Origin of the sequence: Arcobacter sp. CECT 8983 (genome assembly GCF_004118855.1) — a bacterium.
Taxonomy (GTDB): Bacteria; Campylobacterota; Campylobacteria; order Campylobacterales; family Arcobacteraceae; genus Halarcobacter.
The window spans coordinates 469040-482948 of the sequence record NZ_PDKF01000004.1; the positions used below are offsets into that span (position 1 = coordinate 469040).

Here is a 13909-nt window from a genome sequence, read left to right on the forward strand (position 1 = left end):
ATAGATAATTAAAATAATTTTATTTTTTTACCCAATTATCTTTGTCATTTTTTTCATAAACATTTTTCACAGCAGACCAAGCAACTTTATGAGAAATCTCTTCTCTTGAAACATCACCTTTTCTATCTTTAGATTCTTTGTATTCATCCCAAGCACTATTATATGCTTCTTTATAAATTTCTTGAGCATGTTTTGGTAGATTGTCTTTTACTTGTTTTGGTAATTCATTAATACTTTTATATGGCATTATTTTCTCCCAGTTGAAATTTTACTTGTTGTTTTTTATTTACATTAAACTATAACAAAAGCCCATAAAGTAATTCTTAAAAAAAATTGCTACATTTTAAATAAATATATTATTTTTTTATAATGAACTTATAAATTGTAATTTTTATTTTTGATTAATACTCATTATGCTAGATTTAAAGGGTAATATTAAAAAAACAAAAAGGAATCAAAATGGCAACACAAGAAGTAACAAAACTAAAAGAAGAAATTGAAGTTTTAAAGGCTGACATAAAAGAATTGTCTTCTACTTTAAAAGAGGTAACTTCTGCAAAAGTGAATAAAAGTGCGAGTAAACTTGATGTTTTTGAAGATTTATCAATGGATGAATTAAAAGCAAAACTATATGAGTTAAAAACAAAAGGCTTAGATGAAGTTGGAGAGATTGAAACTAAGATTAAAAATGATCCTTTTAAAAGTGTTGCAATTACATTTGGTTTAGGATTTCTGGCAGCTTGGTTAGCTAAGAAATAAAATGTCAAAAGTTACAATTTCAGAATTTATTATTTCTGTTGTAGAACTAGTAGAAGCTCAAATAAAAGAAGTTGAATCTTCTTTAGTAAATAGTGCAAAGGGATTATTAATAAAACTTTTTGCACTTTCATTACTTGTTTTAGCATCTATCTTTTTCTTTATAGGAATAAAAATTTGGATAGAAAGTTATTTAGGTGAAATTTTCGCTTATTTTATAACTGCTTTAATAATTTTGATATTAGCATTGATAGTCTCAAAGGTAGCTTCATGGAAAATAGAGCAAAAAAGATAGAAAAACTTAATAATTTAGTATCTAAGTTAGAAGGTGAAGATTCTATATTTAGAAGAAAACCTAGTTCTGTACAAATTGCTAAGTTAAAATTAAAAGCAGTTGATCCTGGGTATGATATAGGTGATACATTGAAAAGTTTTAATTCCGGTGCAAAAGAAGAGTTAATAGCCACTTTTATATCTCAAAATTATGTAAAACCTTTTTTAATGAAACTATTATCTAAATTTTAAAATTAACTATTGAATTAATAGAAAGGATAAACAATGTTATCATGGTCTTTAACTTTTTTTATACTTGCGATAATTGCAGGGGTTTTAGGATTTTCAGGTATTGCAGGTGCTGCTGCAAATATTGCACAAATATTATTCTTTATATTTTTAGTACTTTTAATAGTGTCAGCAATTTCAAATGCAATTAGAGGTAAACGTCCTTAGTTTAGGACTAAATCTAGTTTTTAGAGTTATTTTTACAAACTCTAAAAACTTTTTTATTAAAATCTTGATTTGGCAGAATCTAAAGCCTCTCCCAGAGATTCCCAAGCACTATCAACTCCTGCTTTTAAATCTTCCCATGCATTATCACTAGCATTTTTTAGTTCAGAAAGTTTTACTTCTGCATTTGCTTGCATTGATTTTAATGTATCAATTTGCTCATAATACTCAATTTTTTTGTCAGCTTTTTCACCTTCTGCTTTAGCTTTAAGCTTATCTATTTCAGCACTCCATTCATCTAATTGTGCTTGTAGTTTTCTCTCATATTCTTTTTTCATACCCATAATGTACTCCTTTAGAATTATTATAATTAAGAGATAGATATATTTGTAATAAATATCCTTATTTATATTAGACTATAACAAAAATGAATAAATTAATCCTTAAATGAGATTGCTAGTATATTAAATAAAAGAGTATGTTTAATATTGTATAATCAATTATGATTATATTAGATTTTGAAACAAATACAATGAATTCCCAAGATGTTATTGAAGCCGCTGCTGTTAAGTTAGAGTTTGTAGATGGTGATTTTAAGGTAACAGATAAATTTCATAGATATTATCTTTCACGATATCCTGTAAATCCTTATTCTTATGAAATTCATAGACTTACACCTGAAAAAATTATTGCCCATCGAAATGGCGCTAGTTATAGTTCATTTTTCAATGAAGACGAAGAATTTATCGAATTTTGTAGTAGTGCAAAAACTTTGATTGCCCATAATATAAATTTTGAACTTAGACATCTTGATAAGCTTGTAAAGTTTGAAAATCATTTTTGTACAATGAAAGAAAATAAACATATAGTTAAAGCTTTAAATAAAAAGGGGAATATTAAAAATCCAAAGTTAGATGAGACTTGTGTTTTTTATGGAATAGATTTTGACCCTCTTTCATATCATAGTGCCACTTATGATGTAAGTAAAACATATGAAATATTAAGATGTATGAAAAAAACTTTTATATAATTAAAATAAGTAGTATGGATAAAAAATGGATTATTTGAGTATAAATAAACAAACTTGGAATAAAAGAACAAAAATTCATATTGATTCACAGTTTTATGATGTTGAGTCATTTAAAAAGGGTAAATGTTCTTTAAATAAGATAGAGTTAGAACAATTAGGAAATGTAGAAGAAAAAACTTTATTGCATTTACAGTGTCATTTTGGTTTAGATAGTTTGTCTTGGGCTCGCTTAGGTGCTGATGTAACTGGAGTAGATTTATCTTCAGACTCTATTGAGTATGCAAAATCTTTAAATTCATCTTTAGGTTTAAAAGCAAACTTTATTGAAAGTGATATATTTCAATTTGGTCTTGAAAATACTAAAAAATATGATATCGTATTTACTTCTTATGGTGTATTGTGTTGGCTACCAAATCTAAAAGATTGGGCAGAAACAATTGCTAAGTCATTAAAAGTAGGTGGAGAGTTTCATTTAGTAGAGTTTCATACCTTCAATGATTTGTTATCAGGTTATTCTTATTTTTCTAAGGATAAACCAGATATTGAAGAAGAGGGTACTTATACTGAAAATTGTGATGGTTCTAAATCTAAAATTGTCACTTGGTCTCATAGTGTAAGTGAAGTAATAAACTCTTTAATTAAAGCTGGTTTGAGTATTGATTCTTTTAATGAATATCCTTTTAGTCCTTATAATTGTTTTGAAAACATGGAGTTTGTAGAAGATAAAGGTTATCAAGTCTTATATAAAGGTCAGCAAGTTCCTTTAATATACTCAATAAAAGCAATAAAGAAATAAATTGTTATAAACTAAGAAGGTAAGAATAAATGATAGATTATAGAAAAAAACTTACATTACATAGAGAATTTTATCCTCTTGATGATATAAATGTTTCATTTGAAAGTGATAGAGGCAGAATTATCTCCTCTCCTGCTTTAAGAAGACTACAAAAGCGTACACAAGTTTTTGCTTTAGAATTAAATGCTTCTATTAGAACAAGACTTACTCATTCTTTAGAAGTTTCTCAAAATGCAAGATTTATAGCAAATATAATACTTCAAAAGTTAAAAGAAAAAGATAGTCTAGATAAATATGGTTTACAAAAGATGGAAAATGTATTTGTCTCAGTATCAGAGATGACGAGTCTTTTACATGATATTGGAAATCCTCCTTTTGGACATTTTGCAGAACAAACAATTAATGAATGGATAAAGAAAAATTTAGTAACTATTTTAAATGATTTTAAAACAAGTAGTGATGATGTTGTTGAATTAAAAGAGATGATTCAAAGAGATATTTGTGATTATGATGGCAATGCACAAGCAATAAGAGTTATAACTAAGCTCCAAAGACTTAATCTGTCATATACACAAATTTTATCAGTGTTAAAGTACACAAGAGGTGCTTATGAAAAAAGAGATAAAACTGATTCTTTAAATTATTTAAAAAAGAAGCCAGGATTTTATTATAGTGAAAAAGATTTTGTTGAGAATTTACAAAATATTTTGGAAGTAAAAAAAGGACATAGATTTCCTATAACTTATATTATGGAAGCTGCTGATGATATATCTTATTTAACAGCTGATTTAGAGGATTCTGTAGAAAAAGGTATTCTTTCCTTTAAAAAAGTTTATAACATCATAAAAGAAGAGTGTGAAAATAAAGATGAAAAATTTTTATTAAAAATAATAACGAAGTATTATGAAAAATCACAAAGTGATGATGAACCTTATCAGTTTAATATGTTTTTTACTCTTATGCGAGCTGAACTTGTAAAAAAACTTGTATTTCATGTATCGCAAGTATTTGTTGACAATCATAAGTCGATATTTGAAGGAAATTTCAACAGTGCACTTTTAGAATATGATAAAAATAGTGAATATTTTAAAGCAGTAGAGATACTACAAGATATATCTATGAAATATATATATCAAAATAAAGAAGTACAAACTTTAGAATTAAAAGGATATAGAATTATAAATACCCTTTTAGATATTTATAAACCATTGTTAGAACTTTCATCAGAAGATTTTTTAAAATTAACAAAAGATAAAAAAATTGATTGTTTTATTTCAATGCGTCTAATTAAAAGACTCTCTTCTAAACAAATTGTAGCATATAGAAAAGACATAGATATGCTTGACAAAGAAAACATTGAAAAGTATGAAATACTAGAATGGTATTATAGAGTTAGATTACTTGTAGATTTTCTTACTGGTATGACAGATGATTATGCCTTAGAAGAATACAAAGAACTAACTGCTTTAAAATACTAAATAAAAAAGCTAGAAGTAAAAACTCCTAGCTTTTTAAGTGATTTAATTTTAAATAATTTATCTATCATCCACCATACATTAAGTTTGGTAAGAATAATGTAATTTGAGGGATATAAGTTACTAATATTAACCCTGCTAAAATCGTCATTGTCCAAGGGAATGCCGCTACAATAACATCTTTGATACTCATACCAGTAAGACCAGATGTTACGAATAGATTCAGTCCAACAGGTGGGGATACCATTCCAAGCTCCATATTAACTGTAATAATGATACCAAAGTGAATTGGGTCAATTCCAAGTGCAACAGCAACAGGAAGTAATAAAGGTACCATAATCATAATAATAGCTGATGGCTCCATAAATGAACCAGCTAAAATTAGAAGTAAGTTAACCGCAACTAAGAACATGTATTTGTTTACATTTGCTTGAACTAATGCTTCAGTAATAGCTTGAGGAATATTCTCAATTGTTAAGAAGTGAGCAAATAACATTGCATTTGCAATAATAAACATAATCATTGCAGTAGTTTTTGCAGATTCTAAAGCTGTGATATATATTTTTGAGATCTTAATATCTTTGTAAATAAATACAGAAACAATAAATGCCCAAGCACAAGCTACAGCTGCTGCTTCAGTTGGAGTAAAGATACCACCATAAATACCACCGATTACAATAACAATTGTCATAAGGCCCCATGAAGCCTCTTTCATTCTTCGTAATCTTTCTTTAAATGGTTTAGGTTCAACTTTTTCAAAACCTAATCTTCTAGCACCAATATATGTAACAACCATCATCATAATACCAAGCATGATACCAGGAACAACACCTGCCATAAATAGTTTACCAATTGAAACTTCTGCTGTTACACCATATACGATAAGTACAATTGATGGTGGAATAAGAATACCTAAAGAACCAGCTGTTGCAATTGTACCAACTGCATATCTCTTTGGATAACCAGCTTGCATAATAGCTCCAAACATAATAGAACCAATAGCAACAACAGTTGCAGGAGATGAACCAGATACTGCTGCAAAAATAATAGATGCAAAAATAGCAGAGATTGGTAAACCACCAGGTAGGTGTCCAACAATTGATTTAGCAAACTCAATAATTCTTTGTGCCGCACTTCCTTTTGAAAGTAAGTTACCAGCAAAAATAAACATTGGAATAGCCATTAACGAATAGTGTTCAACTTTTTCAAACATCATTGCCGAAATTTCAATAGGAGAAATAGGCGTAAATAGTACTAATGTAACAAAAGTTGCAGCCCCTAAACAAATTGCAATAGGTGCACCAATAATAACTAGGAAGAAAAATATACCAAATAATACAGCAACACTCATTATAGCATTCCTCCTGTTTTCTTTTCTACTTCTTTAACCATTTTATTTAACTCTTGTATGTTTTCATTATCTTTATTTCTATGTGCACCAATTCCCATTTCAGCTAATACATGTTCAGCTTCACTCTCTTTTAAAATCTTTTCATGACTTGTTATAGCAATTACATAAAGTCTTTCTAATACTCTATATGCTGCAAGTGCAAAAGAAATAGGAATAACTAAATATACAATCCACATTGGCATATTCCAAAGGTCAATTGATCTTTCATCTAAGTCAATAACTAATAATAAATATTTATAACCATAAAAAGAAACTGTTATTAAGAAAATAAGAGTTACTACATGAGAAATTAGTAACATAACTTTAGCAATTCTTGTTGGCATAACATCTAAAACAATAGTTACAGCAATATGTGCATCTTTTTTGAAACAATAAGCTGCAGCAAAAAATACACTCCATAAGAATAAGAATACACTTAATTCTGATGCCCAAGTTAATGAAGCATCAAATACATATCTTGCAACAACATTAAAAAATGATACAGCAACACCACCAGTGATACCTATCACTGCGATTGATTGATTTATCCAACCAATTATTTTACTTATAATATTAAATATAGCCATATTTTACTCCGTTGCTAAAGCACCTTTGATAAGGTCTTCACCGATACTATTTTCATCATAGAACTCAGGGTAAATTTTACTAACAGCATTTCTCCAAGCATCTTTTTGCTCTTCTGTTAAGTGAATAATTTCTAATTTACCAGTTTTTTCAGCATACTCTTTGATTAATTCGAATTGATCGTCATTTAACTGTGCAGCAAACTCTCTTTCTTTTTCAGTAGCTTCTTGCATAGCTTGTTTTACATCTTCTTGTAAATCAGCTGGTAAAGAGTTCCAGAATTTTTGAGACATAACAACTAAATAACCTAAGTAACCGTGGTCAGAAATAGTTAAGTATTTTTGAACTTCATGGAATTTTTTAGTATAAATGTTAGAAATTGGGTTTTCAGCTGCATCAATAACACCTTGTTGTAATCCAGAATAAACCTCAGAGAAAGGCATCATTTGTGGATTAGCACCAACAGCATGGAATTGAGCTTCTAAAACTTTAGAAGACATAATTCTAAATTTTTGACCTTCAGCATCTTCAGGTAAAATTAGAGGTTTAGTAGAAGAAGATAATTGTTTGAAACCATTATCCCAGAAAGATAATGCAACATAACCTTTATCAGTAACCATATCTTTTAGTTTTTGACCAACTTCACCATCTTGAACTCTATGTAAGTGATCAACATCTTTGAATAAAAATGGTAAATCAAATAAAGCTAATTGAGGTACAATTTTACCAAACTTAGAAAATGACGGTGCAGCCATTTGAACAGAATCTAATTTTAATGCTTTTAAAACAGCATTGTCTTTATATAACTGAGAAGATGGGTAAACTTGAACGTCAATTCTACCATCAGATAATTCTTCAAGTCTTTTTTCAAAGTAATCAGCAGCTTTTCCCTTAGGTGTATTAGGACTTACAACGTGTGAGAATTTAAGCACAAATTTTTCAGCAGCAGGCTTAGCTTCAGCAGTTTTAGTCTCCTCTTTGTTGTCCCCACAACCTGTGAATAATAATAGTGATGCAACTGCAACACTTGATACTATCCCTTTCATTGTTTTAGTCATATTTTTCTCCTTAAAAATAAATTGAGAAAAGTATAATCAAAAGATATGTAAAACTTATGTATAAAATTACAAAATATAAAAAAATTTGCAAAATAATTTTTCTGTAGATATTGAAGTATAGCAGGTGTTACGAATATCAATAATATAATTAAATCTTAAAAAAGTACTACCAAAAGAAGTACTCTTAAGGAGATATTTATCTTAACCATGCTTTAAACAAAAAAAAAGTATAATCCCCCACTTTATGAGGAATATAAAGATATAAATAACAAAGGATAAAGATGGGATGTAATTTAGACTTACTTACTTCTTTTAAAGACAATTGTGGTTTTGGTTTGATGGCTGATTTAAAAAGCAGACCAAGTCACGAGAATTTAGAAGATGCTATTACTTCGCTTGAGCGAATGATGCACAGAGGTGCAGTGGCAGCAGATGGTAAAACTGGAGATGGTTCAGGGTTACTATTATCAATGCCAAATAAATTTATGAGAAAAATAGCTAGTGAACATGGAATTGATTTACCAGAAAAATATGCAGTAGCTATGATATTTGCAAAAGATTTAGAAGATATCGAAACTTTCAAAGAACATTGTGAAGAGAATGATTTAAAAATTCTTTTAACAAGGGAAGTTCCAGTAGACACTGATGCATTAGGAGAACAGGCATTAGAAAGTTTACCTCACATTATTCAAGTATTTGTTGGACCAAATGCACTTATGACATCAAAGAGATTTGATGCGATGTTATATTTAACAAGAAAAGAATGTGAACACAAATTAGTAGATAAAAAAGATTTTTATATTCCAACATTTTCATCTAAAGTAATCGCGTACAAAGGGCTTGTAATGCCTACGCACATAAAAAAGTTTTATATTGATTTAAGGGATGAGGATTTTCAAATTTCTTTCTCTTTATTTCACCAAAGGTTTTCAACGAACACTTTACCTCAATGGAGATTAGCACAACCATTTAGAACAATTGCTCACAATGGAGAGATTAACTCTGTTGAAGCAAATAGAGTTAATGTTCAAATAAAATCTGAAAACCTAAAATCTGAAGTTTTTACAGATGAAGAATTAAAAAGAATTTTACCAATTTTACAAGTATCAGGTTCAGATTCGGCGTCATTAGACAATATGTTTGAGTTTTTAGTTGTAAATGGTGTTGATTTTTTCAAAGCAGCAAGAAGTTTAGTTCCTGCGCCTTGGCAAAATGCTCCACATATGGATTCTGATTTAAGAGCATTTTATGAATATACTTCAACAGTAATGGAAGCGTGGGATGGTCCTGCAGCTGTTTCACTTACTGATGGAAGACATATTGGATGTTTAATTGATAGAAATGGTTTAAGACCTTCTAAATATGTTATTACTAAAAATCATAAAATATATATTACATCTGAGTATGGAACAATTGATATTGATGAAGATAATATTAGTGAAAGAGGAAGATTACAATCAGGACAGATGATTGGACTTGACCTTAAGCACGGAAAAGTTTTAAAAGAAGAAGATATCAATGATTATTTAAAATCATCACAAAACTATGTTAAATGGTTAAATAATGACATGGAGTACTTACAAGAGTATATCGATGAATCATTTGTTGATACTGATGATTATGAAATGGATGATTTAGAAAAAAAGCAAAAATACTTTAATATTACATATGAAGTACTAGATCAAATGATTGATCCTATGGCAAAAGATGGAAAAGAGCCTGTTGGTTCGATGGGTGATGATACTCCTTTAGCATGTTTTTCTACTGTAAATAGAAATTTTACTGACTTTTTTAGACAAAAATTTGCACAGGTAACAAACCCTCCAATTGACCCATATAGAGAAAAAATCGTAATGTCTTTAGAGACTGGTTTTGGTCATATCCATAATATCTTAGATGAAAAAGCAGAAGATGCAAAAAGATTAAAAGTAGCATCTCCTATTTTGATGAAAGAAAAGTTTGATGTATTAAACTCTTTTGGTAACCCAACGTCTCCAAGATTTGATGAATATTATAAAAATCAGGTTTTCTCAACTACTTTTGAATCTGATTTAAAAGCATCTTTAAAAGAGCTTGCAAATAAAGTTGAGAAAGCAGTTAGAGAAGATAATGTTTCTGTTGTTATTCTTTCTGATAAAGATATTGACGAAAATAAAAAATTAATTCCTATGGCTATGGCAGTTGGTTTTGTAAATGAGTCATTAATTAAAAAAGGTATTAGACATAAAGTTTCAATTGTAGCTGTTTCTGGTGAAGTTTATGATCCACATATGTCAGCAGTTATGATTGCATATGGTGCAAGCGCAATTTATCCATATATGATGTATGCTTCTGTTGTAGAGTTACATAAAACAAAAGTATCTTCAAAATATGAGATGCAAAGATTACTTAAAAATACTCAAAAAGCATTAAATGCAGGACTTCTTAAAATCATGTCTAAAATGGGTATTTGTACAATTGCTTCTTATAGAAACTCAAGATTATTTGATATTATTGGTTTAAGTGATGAAATCATTAATGACTGTTTTGAAGGTTCACATTCGGACTTAGCAGGTCTTACTTATGAAGATATTGAAAAAAGAATTGAGAAGTTACATTTTAATGCATTCTTCGATAATAAGCATATTTTCCCTCTTGATTTAGGTGGTTTTTACAAATATATAAATGATGGTGAATACCATGATTATGGTCCAGCTACAACAAGAGCAATGCATAATAAACAAGCAAAAGATAAGGAAGATATTTCTGATTTTAAAAAGCTTAAAGAGCTTGTTGAAACAAGAGATAAAAAGTTTATTAGAGACTTCTTTGAATTTAATTCTGATAAAAAAGCTATTGATATATCAGAAGTTGAATCAGTAGAAGATATTTTCAAAAGATTTGCAACGGCGGCGATGTCTTGTGGTTCTATTTCTCCAGAAGCTCATGAAGCAATGGCAATGGCTATGAATACTATTGGTGGTATGTCAAACTCTGGTGAAGGTGGAGAAGATCAATCTAGATTTAATACACTTAGAAACTCTAAAATTAAACAAGTTGCTTCTGGTAGATTTGGTGTTACTCCAGGATATTTAAGAAGTGCTGAAGAAATTCAAATTAAAGTTGCACAAGGTGCAAAACCAGGTGAAGGTGGTCAATTACCAGGACATAAAGTAACTCCACTTATTGCTTCACTTAGACATACAGTTGAAGGTGTTACTCTTATTTCACCTCCACCACATCACGATATTTATTCTATTGAGGACTTAGCTCAGTTAATTTTTGATTTAAAACAAATTAACCCAGAAGCAAAAATCACTGTTAAATTAGTATCAACAATTGGTGTTGGAACTATTGCAGCTGGTGTTGCAAAAGCTTATGCAGATAGAATTGTTATCTCAGGTGCTGATGGTGGTACAGGAGCTGCTCCTCTTACATCAATTAAGCATACAGGTAATCCTTGGGAAATGGGTCTTGCAGAAGCACATAATGCTTTAAAAGCAAACCACTTAAGAGAATCTGTACATGTACAAACAGATGGGGGATTAAAAACTGGTCTTGATGTAGTAAAAGCTGCAATGCTTGGTGCTGAATCTTATGCATTTGGTACAGCTGCACTTACACTTCTTGGGTGTAAAATTTTAAGAATTTGTCATACAAATAAATGTTCTGTGGGTGTTGCAACTCAAGACGAAGATTTAAGAGATCACTTTACTGGAACAGTTGAAAGACTAATTTCTTACTTTACATTTATTGCAGAAGATGTTAGAGAAATCCTTGCTTCTTTAGGTTATAAAACATTAGAAGAAGTAGTTGGTAGATCTGATTTATTAAAAGTTATTGATGATGAATTTGCACAAAAATTTGATTTCCAAAATGTTCTTAGAAAAATTGAAGGAATAGATACTTGTCAAAAAGAATCAAATGTTCCTTTTGATAAGAATAAATTTGAAAAAGAGTTACTTAAAAAAGTGCATAAAACAATTGAGCAACCAACTACTCCAATTAAAGTTAAAGAGACTATTACTAACTTAAATAGATCATTTGGTACTTTAATTTCTGGTGAAATTGCTAAGTATTACGGGGATGAAGGTTTACCTGATGGTTCTATTAATATCTTCTTAAAAGGTATTGCTGGTCAATCATTTGGAGCACTTTTATCAAAAGGAATGAACCTATACTTAGAAGGTGCAGCTAATGATTATGTTGGTAAGGGAATGAATGGTGGTAAAATCATTATAAATACTCCTCATCAAGGTCCAGAGTTTGCAGGTGCTGGTAATACTTGTCTTTATGGTGCAACAGGTGGTAAGCTTTATGTTAGAGCTGCTGCTGGTGAAAGATTTGCCGTTAGAAACTCAGGTTGTATATCAGTAGTTGAAGGAACTGGAGATAACGCTTGTGAATATATGACAGGTGGTATTGTAGTAATCTTAGGTAATACAGGTATTAACTTTGGTGCTGGTATGACAGGTGGTTTATCTTTTGTTTATGACCCAGAAAAATTATTTGTAGATAAAATGAATCAAGAACTAATAGAAGCAGTTAGAATTGATACAGATGATACAGAAAGAGAAAGACTTTTCTTAAAAAGATTATTAATGGATTATTTAAATGAGACTGAGTCTGAAAGAGCTGAGATGATTTTAGAAAACTTCAGAGCTGAAATTAGAAACTTCTGGATGGTTAAACCTAAAAATATGACAGTGTTACCTCTAAATCCTGAGGAGGGAGATTAAGATGTTAAACTTTACTAAATTTGAAAGAATTAGTCCTGAAAAAAGAGACGTATTACAAAGATTAAAAGATTATAATGAAGTTTATCAAGTTTTTGGTAAGCATAGAGCAAGAGAACAAGCAGATAGATGTATGCAGTGTGGTGATCCATATTGTCATACAGGATGTCCTCTAGGAAACTATATTCCTGCATGGTTAAAGCAAACTTCTGAAAAGAATATGCAATTAGCATTTGCTTTATCAAATGAAACATCTCCTTTCCCTGAAATTTTAGGAAGAATTTGTCCTCAAGATGTACTTTGTGAAGGTGCATGTTCACTAAACACTGGACATGGAGCTATTTCAATTGGTGCAATTGAAACTCATGTTAGTGAAAGAGCATTTGAAAATGGAATGAAACCAACTTTTACTGATAAAAAAGTTGATAAAAAAGTTGCAATTGTTGGTTCAGGACCATCTGGAATTTCAGCAGCTACATTCTTACTTAGAAAAGGTTTCGAAGTAGAAATGTTTGAAAGAGAAGACAGAGCTGGTGGACTTTTAATGTATGGTATTCCAGGATTTAAACTTGATAAATCTACAGTTGAAAGAAGAATGAACTGGTTAATTGAAGCTGGTATGAAACTTCATTTAAATTGTGAAATCGGTAAAGATAAGTCTGCAAAAGAGCTTGAAGAAGAGTTTGACGCAATTTATTTAGCAGTTGGAGCTAAAAAAGGAAGATTTGCTGGTGTTGAAGGTGAAAATGCTTCAAATGTACACTTAGCAATGGAGTTCTTAACAGGAGTTCAAAAAAGAAATCTTGGAAATACAGATATTGAATTTATTGATGTACAAGATAAAAATGTAGTTGTAATTGGTGGTGGAGATACTGCTATGGACTGCGTTAGAACATCTGTAAGAGAAAAAGCAAGATCTGTTAAATGTCTTTATAGAAGAGATGAAGCAAATATGCCAGGAAGTAAAAAAGAAGTTGTTAATGCAAAAGAAGAGGGTGTTGAATATCAATTTAATGTAAGTCCTAAATCTATTGTAATTGATAACAATATTGCAACTGGTGTTGAGTTATTAACTACTTCTATGAGTGAACCAGACGAATCAGGAAGACAAAGAGTTGTTATTAATGAAGGCAGCGAATATATAGAAGAAGCAGATGTTGTAATTATGGCATTAGGTTTCTCTCCAGAGGTTCCAGAATTCTTTAAAGAGTTAAATGTTGAAACAAACTCTTGGGGAGCGGTTGAAACAAACAACTATGTAACTTCAAACAAAAAAGTTTATGCTGGTGGAGATTGCCAAAGAGGTGCTCACTTAGCTGTAACTGCTGCATTAGATGGTAGAGAAGCAGCAAAAGAGATAGTGAAAGCTTTATCATAG

General features: G+C 30.0%; 14 protein-coding genes. 9 read left to right on the top strand and 5 right to left on the bottom strand.

Annotated elements, in window-relative coordinates; genetic code table 11:
* Positions 1 to 19: 19 nt before the first annotated feature.
* Positions 20 to 247 (bottom strand): ChaB family protein, encoded by a 228-nt coding sequence (locus tag CRV01_RS05195; RefSeq protein ID WP_129007173.1) that lies wholly within the window; start codon positions 245 to 247, stop codon positions 20 to 22.
* A gap of 212 nt (positions 248 to 459) precedes the next feature.
* Here CRV01_RS05195 and CRV01_RS05200 point away from each other — a divergent pair, with 212 nt between their 5' ends.
* From CRV01_RS05200 to CRV01_RS05215, 4 genes are read left to right on the top strand one after another with little or no spacing between them, the layout of a single operon-like run.
* Positions 460 to 759, top strand: coding sequence for a DUF883 domain-containing protein (locus tag CRV01_RS05200; RefSeq protein WP_129007174.1), 300 nt, complete (start codon positions 460 to 462; stop codon positions 757 to 759).
* Between the two features lies 1 nt (position 760).
* A complete protein-coding gene (locus CRV01_RS05205; protein ID WP_129007175.1) occupies positions 761 to 1051 on the top strand; it encodes a hypothetical protein in 291 nt (96 codons plus the stop codon).
* The gene (locus CRV01_RS05210) at positions 1027 to 1281 is read left to right on the top strand and encodes a hypothetical protein (protein ID WP_129007176.1); all 255 of its coding nucleotides are present in this window, start codon (positions 1027 to 1029) and stop codon (positions 1279 to 1281) included. The genes CRV01_RS05205 and CRV01_RS05210 overlap by 25 nt, the downstream gene beginning before the upstream one ends.
* A gap of 33 nt (positions 1282 to 1314) precedes the next feature.
* Positions 1315 to 1485 (top strand): DUF1328 domain-containing protein, encoded by a 171-nt coding sequence (locus CRV01_RS05215; protein ID WP_129007177.1) that lies wholly within the window; start codon positions 1315 to 1317, stop codon positions 1483 to 1485.
* Between the two features lie 56 nt (positions 1486 to 1541).
* Here the strand turns inward: CRV01_RS05215 and CRV01_RS05220 are convergent, their stop codons facing one another.
* Positions 1542 to 1826: a coiled coil domain-containing protein gene (locus CRV01_RS05220; protein WP_129007178.1), complete on the bottom strand. Its 285-nt coding sequence runs from the start codon at positions 1824 to 1826 to the stop codon at positions 1542 to 1544.
* Between the two features lie 158 nt (positions 1827 to 1984).
* Here CRV01_RS05220 and CRV01_RS05225 point away from each other — a divergent pair, with 158 nt between their 5' ends.
* The 3 genes from CRV01_RS05225 to dgt are packed head-to-tail and all read left to right on the top strand — an operon-like array spanning position 1985 to position 4786.
* Entirely contained in the window at positions 1985 to 2512 is a 528-nt protein-coding gene (locus tag CRV01_RS05225) for a 3'-5' exonuclease (protein ID WP_129007179.1), read from the top strand.
* Positions 2513 to 2537: 25 nt separating this feature from the next.
* Positions 2538 to 3308 carry a bifunctional 2-polyprenyl-6-hydroxyphenol methylase/3-demethylubiquinol 3-O-methyltransferase UbiG gene (locus CRV01_RS05230; protein WP_129007180.1) on the top strand — a complete coding sequence of 257 codons (771 nt, stop codon included), beginning with the start codon at positions 2538 to 2540 and terminating at the stop codon, positions 3306 to 3308.
* Positions 3309 to 3337: 29 nt separating this feature from the next.
* Positions 3338 to 4786 carry a dGTPase gene (gene dgt / locus CRV01_RS05235; protein WP_129007181.1) on the top strand — a complete coding sequence of 483 codons (1449 nt, stop codon included), beginning with the start codon at positions 3338 to 3340 and terminating at the stop codon, positions 4784 to 4786.
* A gap of 64 nt (positions 4787 to 4850) precedes the next feature.
* Here the strand turns inward: dgt and CRV01_RS05240 are convergent, their stop codons facing one another.
* The 3 genes from CRV01_RS05240 to CRV01_RS05250 are packed head-to-tail and all read right to left on the bottom strand — an operon-like array spanning position 4851 to position 7816.
* A complete protein-coding gene (locus CRV01_RS05240; protein WP_129007182.1) occupies positions 4851 to 6134 on the bottom strand; it encodes a TRAP transporter large permease in 1284 nt (427 codons plus the stop codon).
* Positions 6134 to 6760, bottom strand: a complete 627-nt coding sequence (locus CRV01_RS05245) for a TRAP transporter small permease (protein ID WP_129007183.1) — start codon at positions 6758 to 6760, stop codon at positions 6134 to 6136. The genes CRV01_RS05240 and CRV01_RS05245 overlap by 1 nt, the downstream gene beginning before the upstream one ends.
* Positions 6761 to 6763: 3 nt before the next feature.
* Positions 6764 to 7816: a TRAP transporter substrate-binding protein gene (locus tag CRV01_RS05250; RefSeq protein WP_258238317.1), complete on the bottom strand. Its 1053-nt coding sequence runs from the start codon at positions 7814 to 7816 to the stop codon at positions 6764 to 6766.
* Positions 7817 to 8097: 281 nt separating this feature from the next.
* Here CRV01_RS05250 and gltB point away from each other — a divergent pair, with 281 nt between their 5' ends.
* Together gltB and CRV01_RS05260 are read left to right on the top strand one after the other, a co-directional pair.
* Complete coding sequence (gene gltB, locus CRV01_RS05255; RefSeq protein WP_129007184.1) at positions 8098 to 12534, top strand: glutamate synthase large subunit; 4437 nt, start codon at positions 8098 to 8100, stop codon at positions 12532 to 12534.
* Between the two features lies 1 nt (position 12535).
* Positions 12536 to 13909, top strand: coding sequence for a glutamate synthase subunit beta (locus CRV01_RS05260; protein WP_129007185.1), 1374 nt, complete (start codon positions 12536 to 12538; stop codon positions 13907 to 13909).